General features: G+C 71.6%; 22 protein-coding genes and 2 pseudogenes. 5 read left to right on the forward strand and 19 right to left on the reverse strand.

Annotation, left to right across the window (positions count from 1 at the left end; all coding sequences use genetic code 11):
• Nucleotides 1-6 precede the first annotated feature (6 nt).
• Nucleotides 7-777: a class I SAM-dependent methyltransferase gene (locus tag ACTOWY_RS42315; RefSeq protein ID WP_441315227.1), complete on the forward strand. Its 771-nt coding sequence runs from the start codon at nucleotides 7-9 to the stop codon at nucleotides 775-777.
• Here ACTOWY_RS42315 and ACTOWY_RS42320 read toward each other — a convergent pair.
• The 3 genes from ACTOWY_RS42320 to ACTOWY_RS42330 are packed head-to-tail and all read right to left on the reverse strand — an operon-like array spanning nucleotide 774 to nucleotide 3720.
• Nucleotides 774-1592 carry an ABC transporter ATP-binding protein gene (locus ACTOWY_RS42320; protein ID WP_247761309.1) on the reverse strand — a complete coding sequence of 273 codons (819 nt, stop codon included), beginning with the start codon at nucleotides 1590-1592 and terminating at the stop codon, nucleotides 774-776. The two genes, ACTOWY_RS42315 and ACTOWY_RS42320, sit on opposite strands and share 4 nt — an antisense overlap.
• Entirely contained in the window at nucleotides 1589-2671 is a 1083-nt protein-coding gene (locus ACTOWY_RS42325; RefSeq protein WP_441315228.1) for a FecCD family ABC transporter permease, read from the reverse strand. Before ACTOWY_RS42325 ends, ACTOWY_RS42320 begins: the two co-directional genes overlap by 4 nt.
• Nucleotides 2668-3720 carry a FecCD family ABC transporter permease gene (locus tag ACTOWY_RS42330; protein WP_441315229.1) on the reverse strand — a complete coding sequence of 351 codons (1053 nt, stop codon included), beginning with the start codon at nucleotides 3718-3720 and terminating at the stop codon, nucleotides 2668-2670. The genes ACTOWY_RS42325 and ACTOWY_RS42330 overlap by 4 nt, the downstream gene beginning before the upstream one ends.
• Nucleotides 3721-3773: 53 nt before the next feature.
• Between ACTOWY_RS42330 and ACTOWY_RS42335 the strand changes: the two genes are divergently transcribed.
• The gene (locus tag ACTOWY_RS42335; protein ID WP_441315230.1) at nucleotides 3774-4763 is read left to right on the forward strand and encodes an ABC transporter substrate-binding protein; all 990 of its coding nucleotides are present in this window, start codon (nucleotides 3774-3776) and stop codon (nucleotides 4761-4763) included.
• A gap of 101 nt (nucleotides 4764-4864) precedes the next feature.
• Here the strand turns inward: ACTOWY_RS42335 and ACTOWY_RS42340 are convergent, their stop codons facing one another.
• Together ACTOWY_RS42340 and lysS are read right to left on the reverse strand one after the other, a co-directional pair.
• Nucleotides 4865-5230, reverse strand: coding sequence for a histone-like nucleoid-structuring protein Lsr2 (locus ACTOWY_RS42340; RefSeq protein WP_247761301.1), 366 nt, complete (start codon nucleotides 5228-5230; stop codon nucleotides 4865-4867).
• Between the two features lie 136 nt (nucleotides 5231-5366).
• A complete protein-coding gene (gene lysS, locus ACTOWY_RS42345; protein ID WP_441315251.1) occupies nucleotides 5367-6821 on the reverse strand; it encodes a lysine--tRNA ligase in 1455 nt (484 codons plus the stop codon).
• A 113-nt stretch (nucleotides 6822-6934) separates the two neighbouring features.
• Between lysS and ACTOWY_RS42350 the strand changes: the two genes are divergently transcribed.
• Complete coding sequence (locus tag ACTOWY_RS42350) at nucleotides 6935-7714, forward strand: class I SAM-dependent methyltransferase (RefSeq protein ID WP_441315231.1); 780 nt, start codon at nucleotides 6935-6937, stop codon at nucleotides 7712-7714.
• A 204-nt stretch (nucleotides 7715-7918) separates the two neighbouring features.
• Here ACTOWY_RS42350 and ACTOWY_RS42355 read toward each other — a convergent pair whose 3' ends face one another.
• From ACTOWY_RS42355 to ACTOWY_RS42375, 5 genes are all read right to left on the reverse strand, one after another.
• A complete protein-coding gene (locus tag ACTOWY_RS42355) occupies nucleotides 7919-8704 on the reverse strand; it encodes a type III pantothenate kinase (RefSeq protein WP_185001307.1) in 786 nt (261 codons plus the stop codon).
• 14 nt (nucleotides 8705-8718) lie between these two features.
• Nucleotides 8719-9204, reverse strand: coding sequence for an aspartate 1-decarboxylase (panD, locus tag ACTOWY_RS42360; protein WP_441315232.1), 486 nt, complete (start codon nucleotides 9202-9204; stop codon nucleotides 8719-8721).
• Between the two features lie 15 nt (nucleotides 9205-9219).
• Nucleotides 9220-10152 carry a pantoate--beta-alanine ligase gene (gene panC / locus ACTOWY_RS42365; protein ID WP_441315233.1) on the reverse strand — a complete coding sequence of 311 codons (933 nt, stop codon included), beginning with the start codon at nucleotides 10150-10152 and terminating at the stop codon, nucleotides 9220-9222.
• Nucleotides 10149-11042, reverse strand: a complete 894-nt coding sequence (locus tag ACTOWY_RS42370) for a Rossmann-like and DUF2520 domain-containing protein (protein ID WP_441315234.1) — start codon at nucleotides 11040-11042, stop codon at nucleotides 10149-10151. The genes panC and ACTOWY_RS42370 overlap by 4 nt, the downstream gene beginning before the upstream one ends.
• Nucleotides 11043-11148: 106 nt before the next feature.
• A complete protein-coding gene (locus ACTOWY_RS42375; RefSeq protein WP_441315235.1) occupies nucleotides 11149-12309 on the reverse strand; it encodes a PrsW family intramembrane metalloprotease in 1161 nt (386 codons plus the stop codon).
• A 23-nt stretch (nucleotides 12310-12332) separates the two neighbouring features.
• On the opposite strand from ACTOWY_RS42375, the gene ACTOWY_RS42380 reads away from it, so the two are divergent.
• Complete coding sequence (locus tag ACTOWY_RS42380; RefSeq protein ID WP_441315236.1) at nucleotides 12333-13298, forward strand: SAM-dependent methyltransferase; 966 nt, start codon at nucleotides 12333-12335, stop codon at nucleotides 13296-13298.
• Nucleotides 13299-13303: 5 nt separating this feature from the next.
• Entirely contained in the window at nucleotides 13304-14443 is a 1140-nt protein-coding gene (locus ACTOWY_RS42385; RefSeq protein WP_441315237.1) for an NADH-quinone oxidoreductase subunit D, read from the forward strand.
• A gap of 3 nt (nucleotides 14444-14446) precedes the next feature.
• Here the strand turns inward: ACTOWY_RS42385 and ACTOWY_RS42390 are convergent, their stop codons facing one another.
• From ACTOWY_RS42390 to ftsH, 9 genes and pseudogenes are all read right to left on the reverse strand, one after another.
• Entirely contained in the window at nucleotides 14447-16138 is a 1692-nt protein-coding gene (locus tag ACTOWY_RS42390; protein ID WP_441315238.1) for a DUF6779 domain-containing protein, read from the reverse strand.
• 108 nt (nucleotides 16139-16246) lie between these two features.
• On the reverse strand, nucleotides 16247-16705 hold the full coding sequence (locus ACTOWY_RS42395; protein WP_441315239.1) for a DUF3180 domain-containing protein: 459 nt from the start codon (nucleotides 16703-16705) through the stop codon (nucleotides 16247-16249).
• Nucleotides 16702-18102 carry a hypothetical protein gene (locus tag ACTOWY_RS42400; protein ID WP_441315240.1) on the reverse strand — a complete coding sequence of 467 codons (1401 nt, stop codon included), beginning with the start codon at nucleotides 18100-18102 and terminating at the stop codon, nucleotides 16702-16704. Before ACTOWY_RS42400 ends, ACTOWY_RS42395 begins: the two co-directional genes overlap by 4 nt.
• A gap of 9 nt (nucleotides 18103-18111) precedes the next feature.
• Nucleotides 18112-18609, reverse strand: coding sequence for a 2-amino-4-hydroxy-6-hydroxymethyldihydropteridine diphosphokinase (gene folK / locus ACTOWY_RS42405; RefSeq protein ID WP_441315241.1), 498 nt, complete (start codon nucleotides 18607-18609; stop codon nucleotides 18112-18114).
• A gap of 4 nt (nucleotides 18610-18613) precedes the next feature.
• Nucleotides 18614-19003 (reverse strand): dihydroneopterin aldolase, encoded by a 390-nt coding sequence (gene folB, locus ACTOWY_RS42410; protein ID WP_185001297.1) that lies wholly within the window; start codon nucleotides 19001-19003, stop codon nucleotides 18614-18616.
• Nucleotides 19000-19881, reverse strand: coding sequence for a dihydropteroate synthase (folP, locus tag ACTOWY_RS42415; protein ID WP_441315242.1), 882 nt, complete (start codon nucleotides 19879-19881; stop codon nucleotides 19000-19002). Before folP ends, folB begins: the two co-directional genes overlap by 4 nt.
• Before the next feature lie 5 nt (nucleotides 19882-19886).
• Nucleotides 19887-20228, reverse strand: a pseudogene (gene folE / locus ACTOWY_RS42420) (GTP cyclohydrolase I); the annotation flags it as partial.
• 513 nt (nucleotides 20229-20741) lie between these two features.
• A pseudogene (locus tag ACTOWY_RS42425) lies at nucleotides 20742-20999 on the reverse strand (GTP cyclohydrolase I); the annotation flags it as partial.
• Nucleotides 20996-23287 (reverse strand): ATP-dependent zinc metalloprotease FtsH, encoded by a 2292-nt coding sequence (gene ftsH / locus ACTOWY_RS42430; protein WP_441315243.1) that lies wholly within the window; start codon nucleotides 23285-23287, stop codon nucleotides 20996-20998. The gene ftsH and the pseudogene ACTOWY_RS42425, both read right to left, overlap by 4 nt.
• Nucleotides 23288-23491 lie beyond the last annotated feature (204 nt).

A 23491-nucleotide genomic window follows, 5' to 3' on the forward strand; every position in this document is an offset into this window, starting at 1 on the left:
GCGGGCGTGGACTGGGTGCGGGACTTCTACTCCAGGACCGGCGCGTGGTGGGCCGCGGCGGACGCGCGGGTGAGCGAGCGGGACGAACGCCGGGTGGCGCTGCTGCGGGCGCACGGCCCGGCGCGCGGCCGGGTGCTGGAACTGGGCTCCGGCTACGGCTCGACCGCGGTGTCCACCGCGCGGGCCGGGTACGCGGTGACCGCGGTGGAGATCAGCGACCGGGCGCTGGCCGTGCCGGAACTGGCCGCGGACCTGCCACCGGGCGCGCTCACCGCCCATCAGGCGGACTTCTTCGAGATCGAGCTGCCCGGCGGGTTCGACGCGGTCTGCTACTGGAACGGCTTCGGGGTCGGCTCCGACGCTGATCAACGGCGGCTGCTGGCCCGGATCGCGGGCTGGCTGCGGCCGGGCGGGGTGGCCATGGTGGACGTGTTCAACCCGTTCGTCTGGGCGGGCTGGGACGGCGACGAGGAGCACCTGCTGCCGGATCCGGACCGGGGCTACCGGCACGAACTGCGTGAGCGGACCAGCTTCGACCCGGTGACCTGCACCGCGACCGACACCTGGTGGGACACCGCGGACCCGGCGCGCACACTCACCCAGACCCTGCGCTGCTACACCCCGGCCGATCTGTCCCTGCTGCTCACCGGGACCGGCCTGGCGCTGACCGGGCTGGTGCTCGGCGAAACGGAGTTGCCGCCAGGACCGCACCCCGGCCTGGCCGGGCTGTTGCGCGAGCACCACGAGTACCTCGCGCTGCTGCGCCGCACCGCTTAGACCTTGTGCCTGCTGCCCACCGGCACCACCAGCGGGGTGCCCGCGATCGGGTCCTGGATCACCTTGGCGTCCAGCTCGAAGACCTCGCGCAGCAGGTCCTCGGTGAGCACCTCGGCCGGCGGGCCCTGGGCGACGATCTTGCCTGCCCGCATGGCGACCAGGCGGTCGGCGTAGCGGGCGGCCAGGTTCAGGTCGTGCAGCACCATGATCACGGTGCGGCCCGCCTCGGCGTGCAGGCGCTGGACCAGGTCCAGCACGTCGACCTGGTGGGCCAGGTCCAGGTAGGTGGTGGGCTCGTCCAGCAGCAGCAAATCGGTGCCCTGGGCCAGCGCCATGGAGATCCAGGCGCGCTGGCGCTGACCGCCGGAGAGCTGGTCCAGGGTGCGCTCGGCGAACTCCAGCATGCCGGTCATCCGCAGCGCCTCGGCCACCGTGTCCTCGTCGTCGCTGGACCACTGCCGGTACCAGGACTGGTGCGGGTGCCTGCCGCGGGCGACCAGGTCGGCGACGGTGAGGCCCTCCGGCGCGGTCGGGGTCTGCGGCAGCACGCCGAGCACCTTGGCGACCTCGCGTGTCGGGGTCTTGTCGATCCGCTTGCCGTCCAGCAGCACGTGCCCGCGCTGCGGGCTGATCAGCCTGCCCAGCGCGCGCAGCAGGGTGGACTTGCCGCAGCCGTTGGGGCCGATCACCGCGGTGACGGTGCCGTCGAGCACCTCGAAGTCCAGTCCGTCGACGACCACGTTGTCGCCGTAGGCCAGGGTCAGCTCGCTGGCGGCCAGGCGGATCGCTGGGGCGGCTGTGGGCAGCGCGGTCATCCGCGTACCTCCCGATAACGTCGGACGAGCAGGAACACCAGGTACGGAGCGCCGAGGATCGCGGTGACGATCCCGACCGGCAGTTCGACCGAGCCGAAGGCGGTGCGGGCCAGCACGTCGGCGGTGACCGTGAGCGCGGCCCCGAGCACCGCGCTGGCCAGCAGCGGCGGCTGGGCCAGGCCGGTCAGCCGCAGCGCGATCTGCGGCACGGCCAGTGCGACGAACTCGATCGGACCGGCCGAGGCGGTGGCCACCGCGGCCAGGCCGACCGCGGCCAGCACCAGCAGCGAGCGGCTCAGCTCGACTCGCACGCCGAGTCCGCGCACGGTGTCGTCGGTGAACTGCAGCGCGCCCAGGGTGCGCGCGCCGAAGAGGGTGAGCGGGACCAGCACGGCCAGCGCGATGCCCACCGGCAGCACGTGGTCCCAGCCGCGGGCGTTGAGGCTGCCGGTCAGCCACACCATGGCCCGGCCCGCGTCGGCCACGTCGGAGAGGGTGAGCAGCCAGAAGGTCACGTTGGACAGCACCGCGTGCACGCCGATGCCGACCAGCACCAGCCGGAAGCCCTCGATGCCACGCCGCCAGGCCAGCAGGTAGACCACGGCGGCCGCGAGCAGGCCGCCGAGCAGCGCGGCGATCGGCAGGCCGACCGCGGCCAGGTAGCCGCTGAGCCCGCCGGCGCTGCCGCCGAACATCACCACGAACACCGCGCCCGCGCCCGCCCCCGCGCTCACCCCGAGCAGGTCCGGGCTGGCCAGCGGGTTGCGCGCGATGGCCTGGGTGATCGCGCCAGCCAGGCCGAGCGCGGCGCCGACCAGCGCGCCGGTCAGCGCCCTTGGCAGCCGCAGGTCGTAGAGGATGAACCGGTGCGCCTCGTCCCCGCCGCCGAGCAGCGCGGCGAAGACCTCGCCAAGGCTGATCGGGAAATCGCCCAGGGTCAGGTTCAGCGCCAGCACGAACACCAGCACGGCCAGGCCGAGCACCGGCACCGCGACCGCACGCAGCCGCAACGTCCAGGAGGCCCCGGCCAGGCGCAGCGCGGGGCGGCCGGGCACCCGGGGCTCGGTCTTGGCGGTCACAGGCTCACCAGATTCCGGCGGCGCACCAGCACCACGAAGAACGGCGAGCCGACCAACGCCAGCATGATGCCGACCTGCAGCTCACCGGGCCGGGCGAGCACCCGGCCGAGCACGTCGGAGGCCAGCACCAGCACCGCGCCGATCAGGCCGGCATACGGCAGCAGCCAGCGGTAGTCCGGGCCGGTGATGGCCCTGGCGAGGTGCGGCACGATCAGCCCGACGAAGCCGATCGGCCCGCAGGCGGCCACCGCGGCCCCGGTCAGCAGGGTCACCGCGGCGATGCCCAGCGCGCGGGTCAGCCAGATCCGCTGGCCGAGCGAGCGGGCCACGTCCTCGCCGAGGGAGACCGCGTTCAGGCCCGGCGCGTTGGCCAGTGCCAGCACCAGTCCGGCCAGCAGGAACGGCAGCACCTGCAGGATGATCTCCGGATCGCGGCCTGCCAGTGATCCGCTGCGCCAGAACCGGAAGGTCTCCAGGCTCTGCGCGTCCAGCAGGATCAGCGCCGAGCTGAGCGCGTACAGGAAGGCGGACACCGCCGCGCCGGAGAGGGCCAGCGTCACCGGGGTCGGCCCGCCGCGGCCGCTGGTGCCCGCCGAGCCGATGGCGAAGACGATCACGGTGGCCAGCAGCGCCCCGGCGAAGCCGAACCAGACGAAGGTGAACAGGTCGGTGAAGCCGAAGGTGAAGATGGCCAGCACCACCGCGAACGCCGCGCCCTGGTTGACCCCGAGCAGGCCGGGATCGGCCAGTGGGTTGCGGGTGTGGCCCTGCAGCAGCGCGCCGCCGATGCCCAGCGCCAGGCCGACCAGCAGGCCGAGGATGGTCCGCGGGATCCGCAGCGAGTTCACGATCAGGTCGTTCTCACTGCCCGTCGGGGCGGTCAGCGCGTGCCACACGTCGCCGAGCGGGACCGGCTTGGCGCCGATGGCCACACTGGCCACCAGTGCGAGCCCCAGCGCGAGGGCGAGCAGCAGGAGGCCGAGCACACGTCGGCGTCGGCGGACCGGGGCCGGAACGGCGGACCCGGGCGCGATCGCGGCACGGGTCATGCTGCGGCTCCTATCCTCTACTGAGGCAAGCCTAACCGAACGGAAGGACCGCTATGACCAGGCCACCGAGGGTGCTCGCCGTCCTCGCCGCCACGGCCCTGCTCGTCGGCGCGTGCGGCGGTGGCGGGACCCCGCAGACCGGCCCGACGTCCGCCGGGGAGTCGGCCGCCGGGTTCCCGCGCACCGTCGAGCACGCCATGGGCAAGACCACCATCGAGAAGCAGCCGGTCAAGGTGGCCGCGCTGGACAGCTCCTACGTGGACGCGGTGCTCGCGCTGGAGACCCAGCTGGCCGCCTACACCCTGTTCCCGGCCAGCGGGGAGAAGTTCCCGGACTACCTCAAGGCCGAGGCGGACAAGTACGCCAGGAACGCCAAGCCGGTGGGTGAGCTGGAGCAGACCAAGCTGGAACAGGTCCTGGTGGCCGAGCCGGATCTGATCCTTTCGGCCAAGGTCCGGCACGAGAACCTCTATGGCGTGCTCTCCGCGCGCAAGCCGACCGTGTTCAGCGCGGAGACCGGCAAGACCTGGAAGGCCAACATCCGGCTGGCAGGCAAGGCCCTCGGCAAGGAAGCGCTGGCCGAGACCAAGATCAAGGCATATGAGGACCGGGCGGCCAAGCTCGGCGCGGCGATCAAGGCCAAGGCTGGCAAGACGCCGACTGTCTCGGTTGTCCGTTTTGTGGACGGGCCGACCAGGGCCTACTCGATGAACAGCTTCATCGGGATCGTGCTCAAGGACACCGGACTGGGCAGGCCAGCGGATCAGAACGACCCGAACGCGGCGCAGATCTTCGTGGAGCTGAGCCCGGAGAACATCCTGCGTGCCGATGGCGACCAGGTGTTCGTGACCGCCTTCCCGGATCCGAAGGGCGGCTCGGCGAAGGCGAAGGAGAAGTTCCAGGCCAATCCGCTGTGGGCGCAGCTGAAGGGCCAGGTGCATGAAGTTTCGGATACCACCTGGATCTCCTCGGTGAGCCTGCAAGGCGCGCACGTGGTGCTGGACGACCTGGCGAAGGCTTTCGGCGTCGATCCCGGTAAGTGATCACGCCATATAGCACAGAACGGGACTCGCCGCACGGCTACAAACCGGTGGCGGGTCCCGTCCCGTATTGAAATGTCCAAGTGGTGGCCGTTTTGTGCCGGTCAGTTCTCCTGGTGGAACTGCTGCAGCACGTCCGCCGGGATGCGGCCCCGGTCGGAAACCTTCATGCCCCGCTTGCGGGCCCACTCACGAATCGCCTGGTTCTGCTCGCGATCGGCGGAAGCGACCCGGCCGGCCGCCCGTCCACCGACAGCACCGGAACGCCCGGGCGCCGAAGTCGTGCGCCGACGGCCACCAGTCCGGCGGGCGCCTGCGACATAGGACGCGAGCGCGTCCCGAAGCTTCGTCGCGTTGTCCCCGGAAAGGTCGATCTCGTAGGACACCCCGTCGACAGCGAACTCGACGGTCTCTTCCGCTTCCGAACCGTCCAGGTCGTCGACCAGGGTTCGGACGACTCTCTCCGCCATGCGCTTGTTCCTTCCTGAAACCCCAGTGGCTGCCGGCGAAGCTCCCGGCGTGTAGTTCGTCTGTAGAGACTACGCGGAAGATTAGCGCACTAACAGCTTGACGAACACTCACCACACGGTCTCAAAGTGGTGAACGTCATTCAGGCCGGACTAGCGGGAACAGGATCGTCTCCCGGATACCAAGACCGGTGAGCGCCATCAAGAGCCGGTCAATACCCATTCCCATACCGCCGCTGGGCGGCATTCCGTACTCCAGCGCACGCAGGAAGTCCTCGTCGAGACGCATCGCCTCGACGTCGCCAGCCGAGCCCAGCCGGGCCTGCGCCTCGAGGCGTTCCCGCTGGATAACGGGGTCGACCAACTCCGAGTATCCGGTGGCCAGCTCGAAACCGCGGATGTAGAGGTCCCACTTCTCCGCGATGCCGGTCTCGCTGCGATGTTCCCTGGTCAGCGGGGAGGTGTCGACCGGGAAGTCACGCACGAAGGTGGGTGCGTGCAGGTGATCACCAACGAGGTGTTCCCACAGCTCCTCCACCAACTTTCCTCCTCCGGCAGCCGGGTGAACTTCCAGTCCGCGAGATTCCAGGTGCTTGCGCAACAACTCAACCGGTGTCGCCGGGGTGATCTCCTCACCGAGTGCCTCGGACAGTGAGCCGTACATAGTCAGTGTGGTCCACTCGCCGGACAGGTCGTACTCCGAACCGTCCGCGAGGGTGACTGTCCGACTACCGAAAACGGCGTCCGCGGCTTCCTGCACCAACTCCCGGGTGAGCTTGCCAATCGTGTCGTAGGAACCGTATGCCTCGTACGCCTCGAGCATCGCGAACTCTGGTGAGTGCGAGGAGTCCGAACCTTCGTTCCGGAAGTTCCGGTTGATCTCGAAGACCTTCTCGATCCCGCCGACCACACAGCGCTTCAGGTACAGCTCGGGTGCGATCCGCAGGTAAAGGTCGATGTCGAACGCATTGGAGTGCGTGGTGAACGGACGAGCGCTGGCACCGCCGTGCAGCGTCTGCAACATCGGCGTCTCGACTTCGGTGAAAGTCCGGCGGTGGAAGGACTCCCGCAGCGAACGCATCACACCGGCGCGGATACGCACCGCGTCCCTGGCCTCCGGTCGGAGCAACAGGTCGACATAACGCTGCCGCACTCGAGTCTCTTCGGAGAGCTGCTTGTGGGCGACCGGCAACGGGCGCAACGTCTTGGCGGCGAGTTGCCATTCGGTGACCATGACCGACAGTTCCCCACGCCGCGAAGTGGCCACCTCGCCGCGGACGAACACGTGATCACCGAGATCGACGTCGGACTTCCACCCGGCCAGCGCTTCCGCGCCCACCTTGTCCAGGCTCAGCATCGCCTGCAGCTCGACGCCGTCACCCTCGCGGAGAGTGGCGAAACACAACTTTCCGGTGTTCCGCTGGAACATGACCCGACCGGTCACACCGACGATTTCCCCGGTGGGGGTGTCCGGCGGAAGATCGGGATAGGCGGCCCGGATCTCGGTGAGCGAGTGGGTGCGGTCCAGTACGACCGGATAGGGCGCCTTGCCCTCGGCCAGCAGCCGCTCCCGCTTTTCGCGCCGGACGCGCATCTGCTCCGGCAGGTCGTCGTCGCTGGTTACGGGCTGGTGCCGCGGCTGCTCTGTCACGGCAACACAGGTTACGGAGTACCCGGAGAGTAATGCGAACGGGATAGGTTCTCGCTGTGCCGGACTTCACCCCAAGCGATCGCCTCGCCACCGAACACGCGCGCCGGGCCCGTTCCTTCGGCGCCGCCGCGACCGATTACGCCGACCACCGCCCGGACTACCCGGCGGCCGCGGTGACCTTCGCGCTGGCCCCGGTGGCCGGCCTCCGCCCGCTGCGGGTGCTGGACCTGGCCGCGGGCACCGGCAAGCTCACCGAGTCGCTACTGCGCGCGGGCCTGGACGTGATCGCGGTCGAACCGGACGCGGCCATGCGCGATGAGCTGGTGGGCCGGTTGCGCGGGGTGGTCGCGCTGCCCGGTTCGGCCGAGGCCATCCCGTTGCCGGACAACCGGGTGGACGCGGTGCTGGTCGGCCAGGCCCTGCACTGGTTCGACCTGGACCGGGCCCTGCCGGAGATCGCCAGGGTGCTCAATCCCGGCGGGGTGCTGGCCGCGCTGTGGAACCTCGACGACGACCGGGTGGACTGGGTGGCCGAGTTCGCCGAGATCGCCGGGCTGAGCGTGCGCTACAGCCTGCGCGCCGGCCGCAGCATCCCGGCGCACCCCGACTTCCAGGAGCAGGAACTACGCGAGTTCAGCCACAAACAGCCCCGTACCGCCGCCTCGCTGACCGCCACCGTCGGCACCCACTCCCCCACCCTGGTCCGCACCCCGGACGAACAGCAGGCCCTACTCAGCCGGGTGCGCGCCTACCTGGACACCAACCCCGCCACCGCAGGCGGCGAGTTCGAGCTACCCCTGGTAACCACAGTCTCCAGGGCAGTAGTCACCAAGTAGCCAACGCAACCACCACAACTTGTTGCGAAACAGGCGTGGCGCGCAGCGACACGGCGGGCCCTTCACCAGCGGCGGGGTACCGATTTTTCGCGTTGCCTTGTCGTGCGTCCGACGCATCCGAAGCTTGCTTCGCGTGCGGCGGATGCACGACGAGGCGACTGAGAGCGAAAAATCCCGCGTGCGGAGCACGCCAATCGATACAGCTCAGCGCAGGTTGCGCTCGTAGACCAGGCGCAGGCCCAGCAGGGTCAGGTCCGGGACGTGGTGCTCGATGGTCGCCGACTCCGCGAGCACCAGGGTGGCCAGGCCGCCGGTGGCGATCACGGTGATCTTCTCCTCGCCGTCGGCGGTCAGCTCCTCGATGATCCGCCGGACCAGCCCGTCGACCTGCCCGGCGAAGCCGTACAGGATGCCGGACTGGAGGCATTCCACCGTGTTCTTGCCGATCACCGAGCGCGGGCGGACCAGCTCGACCTTGCGCAGCTGGGCGGCGCGGGCGGCCAGCGCGTCCACCGAGATCTCGATGCCGGGGGCGAACACGCCGCCGAGGAACTCGCCCTTGGCCGAGATGACGTCGATGTTGGTGGAGGTGCCGAAGTCGACCACCACACAGGCGGTGTCGTGCAGGTGGTGCGCGGCCAGGGTGTTGATCACCCGGTCCGAGCCCACCTCCTTCGGGTTGTCCACCAGCAGCGGCACCCCGGTGCGCACGCCGGGCTGCACGATGACCTTGGGCACCGAGTCGAAGTAGCGGCCCAGCATCACCCGCAGCTCCCGCAGCACCGAGGGCACCGTCGAGAGCGCGGAGACGCCGGTGACCTGCCCGGCGTGCTCGCCGAGCAGGCCGCGCATGGTCAACGCCAGCTCGTCGGCGGTCATCCGGGCGTCGGTGCGCATCCGCCAGTCCCGGACCAGCTTCGCATCGTCCCCTGAGCCCTCGTAGAGCCCGAGCACGATGTTGGTGTTGCCGACGTCGATGGCGAGCAGCACCCGCGTTGTCCTCTCTAGTTTTCGGCCTGGAGCAGCGCGTCCAGCCGCGCCGCGTCCACCGTCTCCGACTGCGGCGCGCCGTCGGCCTCGGCGGTGACCGCGCCACTGGACAGCCCCGAGCCCTCCGGCGCGTGCGCCGGGTCGCCGCCGAGTTCGACGATGCGGTTCTCCGCGTCGACGAAGACGACCTTGGGCTTGTACGCCTTGGCCTCCGCCTCCTCCATCAGCCCGTAGGCGATGAGGATGACCAGGTCGCCGGGGTGCACCAGGTGCGCGGCGGCCCCGTTGATGCCGAGCACGCCGCTACCGCGCTCGCCGGGGATGACATAGGTCTCCAACCGGGCGCCGTTGCTGACGTCCACGATGGCGACCTGCTCGCCGGCCAGCAGACCGGCCGCGTCCATCAGGTCCTCGTCCACGGTCACCGAGCCGACGTAGTGCAGGTCGGCCTGGGTCACCGTGGCACGGTGGATCTTGGACTTGAGCATGGTCAGGAACATGGCGATGCCTCCCGTTCACCGTTCCCGAGCAGGGAGCCCAGCGGCCGGGTTGTAGGTGTCGTCGTTCTCGTCGACTCCGTGACCGACCACGAGCTGGATGTTGTCGAGCAGGCGGGTCCGCCCGGCGCGGGCCGCGATCAGCAGCCGCGCCTTGCCGTTCTCCGGTGCGGGGCCCAGATCCCTGGCCCGCAGCTCCAGGTAGTCCAGGCTCAGCCCGGACTCGGCTTCGATGACCGCCCTGGCCGCGGCGAGGATCGCCGCCGGGCCGCCGGGACCGGCCATCGCACCCGCCGCCAACGCCGCCGGGATCGCGAGCGCCGCCCGGCGCTCGTCCTCACTGAGGTAGGCGTTGCGCGAGGAGAGCGCCAGGCCGTCGGCATCGCGCACGATGGGCACGCCGACGATCGCGCTCTCCAGGTTCAGATCCGTCACCATCCGCTTGACCAGCACGAACTGCTGGTAGTCCTTCTCCCCGAAGTAGGCGAAGTCGGGCCGGACGATGTTGAGCAGTTTGGCCACCACGGTGAGCACGCCCTCGAAGTGGCCGGGCCGCACCGCGCCCTCCAGCTCCGCGCCCAGCTGACCCGGGTGCACGGTGGTGCTCGCGCCGGTGCCGTACATGGCCTCCGGCGAGGGGTTGAAGACCAGGTCCACGCCCTCGGCCCGGCAGGCGTCCAGATCGGTTTCCAGCGGCCGCGGGTAGCGGTGGAAGTCCTCGTCCGGGCCGAACTGCAGCGGGTTCACGAAGATCGACACCGCGGTCACCGTGCCGGGGACCCGGCGGGCGCGGCGGATCAGCGTGCGGTGCCCCTCGTGCAGCGCGCCCATGGTGGGCACCAGGTTGATCTTGCGGCCGGTGGCCCGCAGCGCCCTGGTGACCTTGCCCAGCTCGTCCGGCGAGTGGTGCACGGTCAGCTCGCCGGGCGTGTAGGGCCGTTGCCCGGTCATGGTTGCTCCTCGTCGAGTTCGAAGTGGACCGCCTCGGCCTGACCAGGCCGGAGCAGACCCGCGGCCACCGCGCGCTCGGCGGTGCGGTGGGCCAGCGCCCGATAGGCGGACAGCGATTCGGGCGCCGCCGCCCGCAGCACGCCCAGATGCGTGCGAATCGTACCGACATCGCCGCGGGCCACCGGACCGGTCAGGGCCCGGTCGCCTAGGCGCAGCGAGTTGTCCAGCGCGGCGGAGAGCAACGGGCCCAGCAACCGGCCCGGATCGGCCACTCCGGCCCCGCGCAACAGGTCCGCGGCCTCGGCGACCAGGGTGATGAGGTGGTTGGCCCCGTGCGCGAGCGCGGCGTGGTAGAGCGCCCTCGCGGATTCGGGGATGCGCACCGGTTCCGCGCCCATCTCCACCACCAGCGCCTCGGCCACGTTCCAGGCGATCTCCTCGCCGTCGGGCGCGGTCACCCCGAACGGGCAGGCCACCAGGCGCTGCAGGTCCTCCTGGCGGCCGGTGAAGGTCATCGCGGGGTGCAGGGCCAGCGGCAGCGCACCCAGGTCGGCGGCGGGGGCCAGCAGCGCGGAGCCGTGCGCGCCGGAGGTGTGCGCCACGATCTGGCCGCCGCGCAGCGAACCGGTCGCGATCAGGCCGCGGAGCAGTCCGGGCAGTTCGTCGTCGGGCACCGCGAGCAGCACCAGATCGGCGCGTTCGGCCACCTGATCGGGCGGCAGGATGGCCGCCTCCGGCAGCAGCGCCTCGGCCCGGCGCTGGGAGGCGGTGGACACGGCCGCGGCCGCGACCACGTGGTGTCCGGCTCTGGCCAGCGCGGCGCCGAGCACTGCGCCGACCCGGCCGGCGGAGACAACGCCGACGGCGAGTCGGGCTGGGCGGTCGGTCATGGTGTCCTCTTCCGGCGTTCCAGTCCCGCTCCACTGCGGGTACCGGACGACCTGGGCACCGTAACCCCGGGCCAGCCCTCCGGCAGCTCAATGTGACCAGTCGCGCTCAGCCCGGTGAGCCGCTGGCGATCTCCCTGGCCCTGGTCAGCGCGACCAGCAGTTCCGAATGGCGGTCGGCCAGCTCGCGCGGGGCCGGGCCGGGGCCGATGCGGTGCCGCAGGAAGGCGAGTTCGGTGACCGCCACCTGGTACTCGGCCACCGCCCGGGAAGCGCGTTCGCCGGAGCGCTTGTGCACCGCGCTGCGCCACCAGCGGCGGCCGGGCAGGGTGGCCAGCAGTTTGACCTCGCTGGGCGCGATCCAGCCGTTGCTGGCCATCTCCGGCAACTCGCCGGTGATCACCCGCTGCTCGCGGCGGCGCTGCCAGATCACCAGCGCCACGGTGGCGATGAAGATCGGGAACATGATGGCGAAGTAGATGTTGAGGAAGCCCAGCCCGCCGCCGAAGGTGGCCGCGCCGTTCCACAGCGCGTGCAGGGTGACCGCGAGCAGGAAGCCCACAAGCGGCGCCAGGACCTTGAGCGCGCGGTTGCCGGTGGAGGCGGCGATGCCCGCGCCGATGCCCAGCATCACGGTGAACAGCGGGTGCGCGAACGGGGAGAGCACGCCGCGCAGGATGAACACCGCGATCACGCCGCTGCTGATGCCGCCGAGGCCGTACTCGGCGAAGGCGCGGCCGAAGTAGAAGATGTTCTCGGTGAAGGCGAACCCGGCCGCGACCATGCCGGAGTAGACGATGCCGTCCACGATCCCGTCGAACTCGTGCCGCCGCCGCCAGAGCAGGGCCACCACGAACAGGCCCTTGCCCGCCTCCTCCACCAGCGGGGCGGAGATCACCGAGGTGATCAGGTCGCCCTCGCCGTGGCCGAGCAGGATCTCGCCGAGGTGCTGGGCGGTGTCATTGACCAGCAGCGCGCTCGCGGTGGCCCCGCAGGCGCCCCAGAGGAAGGCGGCCAGCAGCAGCCGGGCCGGTTCGGGCTCCCAGCGGTCCACCCACAGGAAGGCGCCGATGACGGGGATCACCGGCAGCAGCGCGGCCAGCGCGCCGACCAGCACGGCCTCGAACCCGACCCGCGCGGTGGCCACACCCAGCAACACCAGGCCGGACACCCCCAGCACGGTCAGGCCGAGCACCGAGCCGATCACCGCCCGGCGGCGCCGGGCGAACTGGTCGAGTCGAGGCGACACGGGGGCTTCAGGCGCGGTCACGATCAAGACTTTACGGTCAGCACATGCGGGACTGGCAGGACGCCTGGTGGAATGCGTTGTACTCCAATGGGGGGTTCTTTACCCGTGGGGAGCGTCCGGCCGGGCATTTCCGCACCGCGCCGCTGGTCGGACCGGAACTCGCCGAGGCCCTGCTGGTGCTGCTGGACCGGGTGGACCACGGCCTGGACCGACCGTCCACAGTGGACTTCGTGGACCTGGGAGCGGGTGGCGGCGAGCTGGCCGAGGCGGTGCTCCGACTGGCTCCGCCGAGGCTGTCCAGCCGACTGCGGGTGACCGCCGTGGACCTGGGTCCCAGCCGGGATATACCTGGAGTTCAATGGTTTCACGAGTTGCCTGAACACATTGTCGGCCTGCTGGTCGGGCACGAGTGGCTGGACGCGATCCCCTGCCCGGTCGTCACCGTCCACAATGGACTCATCCGGCGCGTGCTGGTCGACGAGCACGGCGCGGAGGAGCCTGGACCGGAGGCCGGGACGGCGGAGCGGGAATGGCTGCGGCGGTGGTGGCCAGGGGCGAGCCGGGCCGAGGTCGGCACCACCAGGGACGCGGCCTGGGCCGCCGCGCTGGCCCGGGTGCGCGGGGCGGCGCTGGCGGTGGACTACGGACATCTCGCGGGCGACCGGCCCGGCGACGGCACACTGACCGGCTACCGGGCCGGACGGCAGGCCAGACCGGTGCCGGACGGTTCCTGCGACCTCACCGCGCACGTGGCCATGGACGCCTGCGCGAGTGCCGCCGCGGCCGGTTCGACCGTGCTGCGCACGCAGTCAGCCGCCCTGCGCGCGCTCGGCCTGACCGCGACCGCGCCGCCGTCCGGCCTGGCCGCCACCGACCCGGCGGGCTGGCTGAGCGCCACCGCCGCCGCGGGCCGGGCGCACGAACTGCTGGACCCGGCCGGACTGGGCGGCTTCCACTGGCTGCTGCAGAGCACCGCGGGCACGCCCGCGCCGGAACTCATGCGAGCATGACCGGCGTGAGCAGGCAGGAGATCGTCGGAGTCGGCGCGGGCGCGGCCCACCTCGGGGTGGACCGGGTGGTCGACCTCGGCCCGCTGCACCCCAGCGCACACGGGGCCTACCGGCTGCGGCTCACCCTGGACGGCACCACGATCACCGCGGCCGAACCGCTGGTCGGACACCTGCACCGGGGCGCGGAGAAGCTGTTCGAGGTCCGCGACTACCGGCAGGTGCTCACCCTGGCCAACCGGCACGACTGGCTGGCCGCCTTCTGCAACGAGGTGGTGGTGGCCCAGGCGGTGGAGCGGATGACCGGGATGGACGTCCCGGCCCGCGCGCTGTGGCTGCGCACCCTGCTGTGCGAGCTGAACCGGCTGCTCGCGCACCTGATCTTCCTGACCCCGCTGACCCGCTCGGCCGAAGGCGAGTCCACCAGCGCGACCAGTGCCGCCCAGGCAGGCACGCAGGCGATCCAGGGCGCGATGGAGGCGGCCTCCGGCGGCCGGATCCACTTCATGGCCAGCCGCATCGGCGGCCTGCGCGAGGACATGCCGGCCGGCTGGACCGGCCAGACCGCCACCGCACTGTCCACTGTGGACGAATCGCTGACCGCGATCATGTCCACTGTGGACTCAGCCGGGTTCGTGGCCGCGTACCAGGGAATCGGCGTGCTCAGCACCGCTGACGCGATGGCCCTCGGCGTCACCGGCCCGGCCGGCCGGGCCAGCGGCCTCGACTTCGACCTGCGCCGGGACTCCCCCACCCTGGCCTACCCCGAACTGGCGGTGACCCCGGTGCTGGACACCGCGGGCGACGCCCTGGCCAGGGTCCGCTGCCTGGCGGGCGAGGTCGAACAGTCCCTGCGACTGGCCCGCCAGTGCCTGACCAGCCTGCCCCCCGGCCCGGTGAACCTGCGCCTGCCCAAGGCGGTCAAGGCCCCCGAAGGCTCGGTCTACACCTGGGGCGAGGCGCCCCTGGGCGTCTCCGGCGTGCACCTCAGCTCCCGCGGCGAGAAAACACCATGGCGACTCAAGCTGCGCACCCCGTCGTTCAACAACATCCAGGCCCTGGCCGCCCTGCTGCCGGGCACACCGGTGGCAGCACTGCCCGCGGTACTGGGGTCCTTCGCCGTAATCGTCGGCGACGTGGACAAGTAACCCCTAGTCGTCTTTACGACGACGACGGCGCGGGGGCTCGGTGTTGCCGTGGGCGGCCAGCAACTCGCTGACCGACTTGCCGCCACCGCCGTGCGCGCCGGTGTCCGGGTCCAGCCGGGAGCGGCTGGCGTCGTCGGAGAGTTCCGGGTTCCAGCCGCCCAGGGCGTCCCAGGAGCTTTCCGGCTTGCGGCGGCGACCGCCGCCAGGGGCCTCGGGCTCGGGTTCCGGTTCGGGTTTGCGGCGGCGGCCCGCTGGCTCGGCGGCTTCCTCGAACTCGAACTCCGGCTTGCGCCTGCGGCCTGGGCCAGCGGGCTCCTCGGGCTCGTATTCCGGCTTGCGGCGGCGGCCGGTGGATTCGGCTTCCGGCCAGGAAGACGGGGTGGAACTACTTGAGGGAGAGCCGGTGTCGAACGCCCAGGACGGGGTCGCGGCGGGCTCGTGGGGTTCCGGGTCGGGGCGGTAACGACGGGCCACCACCTCAGTGTGGTCGATCACCGCGGGTGCACTCGGCTCGGGGTGACGATCACCGATAGTGGGATAGACCTCGGGCCGCTCGACCGGCCGGGACGGCTGCGCCGGGCGCTGCACCTGGCCGCTGCCGATCACCTCGCCTCGGGTCACCGCGGGCTCCGGGCGGGCCGGGCGCGCGGGCGGGGTCTCGGTCCAGGTGGACGCGCCGCCGTCCAGCTCGGCCACGATCGAGGCGCTGGCCGGTTCCGGGCGGCGGAACTCCGGGCGCTGCGCGGGCTGCTGCTTGACCACCGGCTGCGGCTGGGCCTGCCTGGCCAGCCGGGCGGTCTCGGCGAAGGCCGGTTCCGGCTCCCGGCGTTCCGGCTCCCGGCGCTCGGGCTCCCGGCGCGGCTGCTGCCGGTCCCGGTCCCGCTGCACGTCCGGGCGGCTGGGTTCGGGGGTGGTCTGCTTGCGCGGCGGCACGTGCTGGCGCTGCGGCGCGGCCGGGCGGGTCTCCCGGCGCTGCGCCTCGGCGCGCACGGCCTCCTTGGACACGAACGCGGTGCGGGCGGCGTCGGCGCGCACGTCCTGCTGGGGTTCCTTGCGGTCGGCGCGCACGGCCGGGATGAGCTGGGTGCTCTCCTCCTGGCGGGTCGCCTGGGCGCGGACCGGCTCGACCGTGCCCGCGGTGATCTTGCGGAAGCGCTCCTCGGCGGAGGCGATGACCCGGTCGGACCGATCGGAGATGGCCAGTCGGCGGGACTGGTCGGGCAGTGAGCGCATGCGGGTCGATTCGGCGCGTAAAGCCACTCGTTCGACCAGCACCTCACCACCCAGCAGCGCTTCCAGGTTCTCCCGCAGCGCGCGCAGCTCGTTGCGCAGCTCGTCCAGATCGCTGCGCGACTCCTGCTCGATCCGCTCCCTGGTCTTGGCCTCGACCTCCAGCTCGTACTCGCGTCGCGCCGCGACCTCGCACTCCAGCTCCAGCTCGTAGACCCGGTGCAGCTCCTCGGCGCGCTGGGCCCGCTCGCCTGCCTGCTTCCGGTAGCGCGCGGCGGCGAAGGCGCCGACCAGCGCCGCCCACAGGGCCGCGACCACGCCCAGCCGCAACCATCGGGCATCGTCGCTGACCACGAGCACCACCGCGGCGGTCGCAGCCAGGAGCAATACGGCTCCGAGCAGCAGGATTCCGTTCCCGCGGGCCGTGCTGCGAGGCTCGGCGGTCGAGTCGCTGCGGCCGTTCATGGCCCCTACGGTACCCGGGAGTTATCCGTTCGAGACCTGTCCGTCAGGTTCCGGATTGGTAAGGAAGTCGTTCAGGCGACGAAAAAATCCACGGACAGCGACCACAGGTCACGGTGCGTCCCGGTCCTCCGGCTGGTCCGGCGTGCGGCAGCAGTGCTCCAGCCACAGCCCCGCGGCGATCAACGCGCCCGCGCTGACAGCGCCCAGCACGGCGGGCACGGTGTCGTTCTGCGCCGCCACAAGCTGACCTTGCAACGGCAGCACGTAGGCCAGCACACCCAGCCACACCCCGAGCAACACCGCCCCGGCCAGCGAGGACGCCTTGGCCAGCGCGACCGAACGGGCGGCCACCAACGGTTCGAGCAGCCGGGCGTTCGGGCGGCGCTGGATCCGGCCGCGCAACACGAAGGCCCACCACACCTCGCCGAGGGCCACCGGCAGCAACGTGACACCCGCGAGCACCGGCACCCTGGGCACGTAGCCGTAGGCAAGTCGCAGTGCGAGATATGCCACAACGGCCAGCACGAGCCCGGGAACCACAAGATCACGGGCCCTGGTGAACCTCATATGCTCCCCATTCCCTCGGCCACCCCGTCCATGGGCGCGGCGACGCGCTGGTTCAGTGGCACCGCGAGGAAGAACTCGCGCAGCTCCGGGTCCAGCGAACCAGCCTTGGTCCGCACCAGCTGCCGCGCCCTGGCCAGCGTCTCCACCGCGGCGTCGAAGCGCCCGCAGCGCCGCTGCACCTCGGCGTGCCAGTACAGGATCTCCTCGCCGCGCACCGTGGGCAGCGGCCCGCGCCGCGCGTACAGCTCCACCGCGGCGGTGCTGGCGGCCTGGGCCTGCGGCAGTTCGTCCAGGGCCAGGTGCAGCCGGGCCAGCAGCGAATGCGCGGTGACCTCGCTGCGCACCATGGCCGCCCGCTGACACCGTTCCAGGTTCGCCGCGAGCAGTTCCTCGGCCGCGCCGAGCACATCCGCCCGGCGGCCCGCGGTGACCAGCAGGCCCTCGGCGTAGAGGTTGCACACCAGGGTGGCCACGGTCACCGAGGGCGTGCGGCCGGTCTCCGCCCAGGCCGACTCCAGCACATGCACCCCGGCGGCCAGATCGCCCAGCTCCACCCGCAACCGGCCGAACAGGGCCAGGTTGTAGGCGTGCCAAGGGTCCGGGGCGCCGTCACCGAGTCCGGCGGCCTCGGTCAGGGTGTCCGCGGCCGGATCCCACAACCCGGCCGCGAGCTGCACCTGGGCCAGGTGGTTGAGCCCGATCGGCAGCAGCGGCGCGGATTCCGGCTCACCACGCAGCCGGGCCACCGCGAACTCCAGCCGGGACTTGGCGATGCCCAGGTAGCCCGCGTCGAACTCGCCGACGCCGATCTCCAGCTCGGTCCGCCGGAACGCCCCGCGCAGCACCGAGGAGCGGCTGCCGGTGATCTCCGGACTGGCCTTGGCCCGCTTCTCCGCCTCCAGCAGCACCGCCAGCCCGGCGCGCAGATCGCGTTTGGTCAGCTCCCGGCCGTAGGCGGACAGGGTGAGGAACTGCACCACCGCGTCCCCGCTCTGCCTGGCCAGCTCGACCGCCCGCTGCTGCACGGCCAGCGCCGCCTCCACGCCCTGGGTGCGGTGCAGCACCCGGCCGGCCACCGAGGCGGCCCTGATCCGCAGCTGCAGGTCGCCGATCCGGGTCGCGGCGGCCTCGGCGTCGGCGGCCCAGCGCTCCACCGGGTTGGCCGAGCGGTACTCCGGGCTCCGGCTCCAGCGCGGTTCGGTGAGCAGCAGCAACAGTTCCAGCAGCTCCACGCACAGCCGGTCGGTCTCCGGGGTGGGCCGGCCGGGAAGCTCGGTCAGGCCCTCCCGGCACACCGCCTCCGCCTCGGCCTCCTTGCCCCGCTCGGCCAGCGCCCGCGCCGAGCGCAGCGCGGACTCGGCGAGCAGCATGGCCTCACCGGGGCGGTGGTGCGTCACCTCGGCCTCCTACGCCTGCGGGAGGGTGAGCGTGAGGTCGTCCCGCCTGCGCACCCCGTCCATGGACAGCGCGGACAGCAGTGCGGCGACCGGGCCGTGGCCGGGCAGGATCGCGGCGGGCTGGACGTCCAGCCATGGTGCGAGCACGGTGGCCCGCTCCGGGGTGCCCGGATGCGGCAGCAGCAGGTCAGGGTGGTCCGAACGCACCCCGTCGACGGTCACCACGTCGACGTCCAGGGTCCGCGGCCCCCACCGCAGGGTCCGGACCCGGCCGGCCGCATTCTCCAGTTCCTGACCACGGCGCAACCACCCCCACTCGTCGGTGGCCGGATCTTCGACCAGCAACACCGCGTTGAGGAAGTCGTCCTGGTCGGTCACGCCCCACGGGGCGGTCTCATACACCGGGGACACCGCGCGCACCGCGGCCCCGAACCCGTTCACGGCGAACTGGAGGTGACCGAGCCGGTCCCCCAGATTGGCACCGAGGGAGAGCACCGCGGCGCTCATCGGCTCAGTAGTCCCCGGCCGGTTTGCCGCGGGCCCGGCGGGAGCGCCGGGCGGTCACCGCGACATCGGCGAAGGTCAGCGGGATCGGCGCGGACGGCTTGTGCACGGTGACCTCGGCCGCGTGCACCCGCCGGTCGGTCATCACGTCATCGGCCACCCGCGCGGCCACCGTCTCGATCAGGTCGAACGGCTCGCCGCCGACGATCGCGGCCGCCCGCTGGGCCAGCGCGCCGTAGTCCATGGTGTCGGCCAGATCGTCGGTCTCGGCCGCCACGTCCAGGTCCAGCCACACCGTGATGTCGACCAGGAAGTCCTGGCCGTCGCGTTTCTCGTGCTCGAAGACGCCGTGGTGCCCGCGCACCCGCAGCCCGGTCAGCGTGATCCGGTCGGTCACCGATCCCCCTTCTCCGCCACTGCCACGCGTGCCCCGCCACGAGCCCAGGCCGAGGCCACCGCCACCGCGTCGAGCGAGCCGTGCACATCGTGCACCCGCACCCCCCACGCGCCCGCCGCCGCGGCCAGCGCGGACACCGCCGAGGTGGCCGCCTCCCGGCCGTCCGGACTGCGCGGCGTGCCGTGCGGTCCAGCGAGCAGGCTACCCAGGAACCGCTTCCGGGAGGCCCCGACGAGCACCGGGAAGCCCAGATCAATGAGCTGGTCGAGATGTTGCAACAGGGCCCAGTTGTGCCGGTCGGTCTTGGCGAAGCCCAGCCCGGGGTCGACCACCAGCGCCTCCGGGGCCACGCCAGCGGCCAGCGCCGCGTCCACCCTGGCGGTCAGCTCGGCGCGCACGTCGGCGACCACGTCCCGGTAGCTGGCCAGCAGGTCCATCCCGGCGCTGTGCCCGCGCCAGTGCATCAGGATCCAGGGCACCCCGGCCTCGGCGACCACGGCGGCCATCCGCTCGTCGGCCAGCCCGCCGGAGACGTCGTTGACGATGCTCGCCCCCGCCGCCAGCGCGGCCAGCGCCACCTCCGAGCGCATGGTGTCCACACTCACCAGCACCCCCTCGGCCACCAGCTCCCGGATCACCGGCACCACCCTGGCGGCCTCCACCTCCGGCGCCACCCGCTCCGCACCCGGCCGGGTGGACTCGCCACCGACATCGATCAGGTCGGCGCCCCGCCGATGCATCTCGATGCCATGCGCCACCGCGTCCGCGGCGTCCAGGTAGCGACCGCCGTCGGAGAAGGAGTCCGGGGTCACGTTGACCACGCCCATGACGACACAGCGGCCGGGGTCGGGCAGCAGCCGATGCAGCGCCGCTCCCATCACGTTCACCGTCCCTTGATCAGCTCCAGCGCCTCGGCCCGAGAGGAGGCCGAGGTCTTCAGCAGACCACGGACGGCCGAGGTGATCGTGCGCGACCCCGGTTTCCGGATCCCGCGCATGGCCATGCAGAGGTGCTCGGCCTCCATCACCACGATCACCCCACGCGGATCCAGCTTGCGCACCACCGCGTCCGCGACCTGCGAGGTCAGCCGTTCCTGCACCTGGGGCCGCTTGGCGTAGAGGTCGACCAGCCGCGCGATCTTGGACAGACCGGTGACCCGGCCGTGGCTGTTCGGGATGTAACCGACGTGCGCGACCCCGTGGAAGGGCACCAGGTGGTGCTCACAGTTGTGCGTGAGGTGACCGGCGACCAGGAAGGTCGGATGGGGGTCGCAGGTGAAGCTGTACACGGTCTCGGCCGCCTGGACCGGTCGCACCGAGAGCACCCGGGTCCAGCGCGAGTCGACCAGTTCGGTGCGGTGCGCGTCCTGGGCGAACCCGTGCCGCAGGGTCCAGTCGTCCCTGCCTACGAGCACCGGCGTCCGGGCACTGGCAAGCGCCATCGGCCGGGCGAGCTGAGCGCCGAGGTCGGCCAGCGGCGTCCACTCAAGGTAGCTGCCGCCGACGTCCTTGGCCTCCTGCCAGCCCTCCGGGGTTGCCAGGGGGTGGTCCGGGGTCAGGACGAAGCGGCCTTCCTCGGTGGTGACCTCGACCAGCTCGCGGGCCGGGCGGGCGGTGACCTCGGTGACCTCGGTCTGCTGCGCGCGTCCGTCGGCCAGGGTCCACAACCGGTCGCCGACGCGGACATCCCTGGCGGCCTTGCGCCCGCCGACGGCGTTGACCGTCTGCTTGCTCGGCACGCACGTCGAGTACATCGGGATGTCCTTGACCAGGACCAGTTCTTCGTGGCTCTCGTCGAAGGTCTTGTTCAGCACCGAGTCGGGTTCGGTGTACAGGCCGGCGAACATCTCGCGGTAGGCGCGGGCGACCCGGGACGGGGTGTCCTTGAGGCCGTCCCGGTCCGGGTCCTCGCCGCAGGCCAGGAGTAGTTCGCGGACGGCCGCCTCCGCCCTGGTGTGGTCGAAGGCGGGCCGTCCCTGCTGCTTGTCCGTGTTCAGCGGTTGCCGTCCGGCGGCTCGGAGTCGATCGGCCGGGTGGTGGTGGCGTCCCGGTTGTCGGTCGGCTTGGCCTGCGCCTCCGGGGGCGGGGTGCCCTGCGGCGGCTGCTGGGTCGGCCACTGCTGGCCGCCGGGCACCGTGGCCGGGGTCCAGCCGGGGGGCGCGCCGTAGTAGGGCGGGCCCGCCGACGGAACCGGCTGGGTGGGCTGGGCGTTCCAGCCGGTGGGCGGCTGCGGCTGACCGGCGGGAGTGCCGTTCGGGCCGGGTTCCGGCTGCGGGTACGGCGGGCCGCCGGGCAGTTCGTTGCCGCCGGGCACCGAGGCGACCGGGGTGGGCGCCTCCTCCTGGACCGGGGGCCACGGCTCGCCGCGCTCCTTGGCCAGCTCGCCGGGGGTCTTGATCGGCGGGCGGTCGGAGGGGACGCGGTCGCCGAAGTCGTTGAACAGGGTGATCCGCGGGCGCTTCTGCACCGACTCGAAGATCACCTCCAGGTCCTTGCGCTGGAGGGTCTCGCGTTCGATCAGCTCGCGGGTCAGGTTGTCCAGCACGTCCCGGTAGGTGTTGAGCACGTCCCAGGCCTCGTCGTGCGCGGCCTCGATGAGCTTGCGCACTTCCTCGTCGATCTCGTGCGCGACCTCGAGGGAGTAGTCGGGCTGGTGGCCCATGGAGCGGCCGAGGAACGGCTCGCCCTCGTTCTTGCCGTACTTGACCGCGCCCAGCCGGGCGCTCATGCCGTACTCGGTGACCATCGCGCGGGCGATCTTGGTCGCCTGCTCGATATCGCTGGAGGCGCCGGTGGTGGGCTCGTGGAAGACGAGTTCCTCCGCCGCGCGACCACCCAGGGCGAAGACCAGCCGGGCGATCATCTCCGAGCGGGTCATCAGCTCCTTGTCGTCCTCTGGCACGACCAGCGCGTGTCCGCCGGTGCGCCCCCGGGGCAGGATGGTGACCTTGTAGACCGGCTCCAGGTCGGGCATGGCCCAGGCGGCCAGCGCGTGCCCGGCCTCGTGGTAGGCCGCGATCTTCTTCTCGCGTTCGGAGATGATCCGGCTCTTCCTGGCCGGACCGCCGACCACGCGGTCCACCGACTCCTCCAGCGCGGCGGCGTTGATCAGGTTGCCGTTGTGCCGGGCGGTGAGCAGCGCGGCCTCGTTGATCACGTTGGCCAGGTCGGCGCCGGAGAAACCAACGGTGCGCTTGGCCAGCGAGTCCATGTCGACGTCGGGGTCCAGCGGCTTGCCCTTGGAGTGCACGTGCAGGATCTGCCTGCGGCCGCGCATGTCCGGTGCGGCCACCGGGATCTGCCGGTCGAACCGGCCGGGGCGCAGCAGCGCCGGGTCCAGGATGTCCGGCCGGTTGGTCGCCGCGATCAGGATGATCCCGCCGCGCGAGTCGAAGCCGTCCATCTCCACCAGCAGCTGGTTGAGGGTCTGCTCCCGCTCGTCGTGCCCGCCGCCGAGGCCTGCGCCGCGATGGCGGCCGACCGCGTCGATCTCGTCCACGAAGATGATGCACGGCGCGTTCTGCTTGGCCTGCTCGAACAGGTCGCGCACCCGGGAGGCGCCGACGCCGACGAACATCTCCACGAAGTCCGAACCGGAGATCGAGTAGAACGGCACGCCCGCCTCACCGGCGACCGCGCGGGCGAGCAGGGTCTTGCCGGTGCCGGGCGGGCCGTAGAGCAGCACGCCCTTGGGGATCTTCGCGCCCAGTGCCTGGTAGCGGCCGGGGTTCTGCAGGAAGTCCTTGATCTCGTACAGCTCTTCCACTGCCTCGTCCGCGCCCGCGACGTCGGCGAAGGTGGTCTTGGGCATGTCCTTGGAGAGCTGCTTGGCCTTGGACTTGCCGAAGTTGAGCACCCGGTTCCCGCCGCCCTGGGCGTTGTTCATCATCCAGAGGAACAACAGCAGCAGCAGACCGGCCGGGATCAGGTAGAAGAGGGCCTGCAGGAGCACGGACTCCTGGGTGACCTTGACATCCCAGCCGCCGGTGACGCCCTTGGCGTTCTCCAGCTGGCCCAGGATGTCGTCCGCGCTCTGCGCGGGGAAGTAGGTGATCAGCTTGTCCTTGCCGTCGACGGCGTTGGTCAGGCTGACCCGGAGTCGCTGCTCCTTGTCCTCGAGGACCGCTTCCTTGACGTTGCCGTTCTTCAGCTGCTCGATGACCTTGGACGTGGGTACCTGGGAGAACCCTCGTGCGTCATCGAGCAGGACGCTGAACGCGTAGTAGAGCAGCAACGCCGCGACGATCCAGATCAGCGGGTTGCGGAGCAGGCGCTTGCGGTCCATTAACGTGCGGCCGCGGGGCGGCCTCCACCCTCCCTGACTTGCGTGCCGGGCAACGGAGCACCCGCCGCTGACGCGGAGCGGGAAACCATCGTCCGGCCAGCGTACCGCCCATGGTGTAGCGGCCTGGTGAGCGGACCGGCCGCCCACGCACTGTTTCGCCTTGCCAACGGTCGGGCGGCCGCTGGGGTTCCCCAGGTGACCGGT

Source organism: Crossiella sp. CA198, from assembly GCF_052078295.1.
Lineage (GTDB): Bacteria > Actinomycetota > Actinomycetes > Mycobacteriales > Pseudonocardiaceae > Crossiella.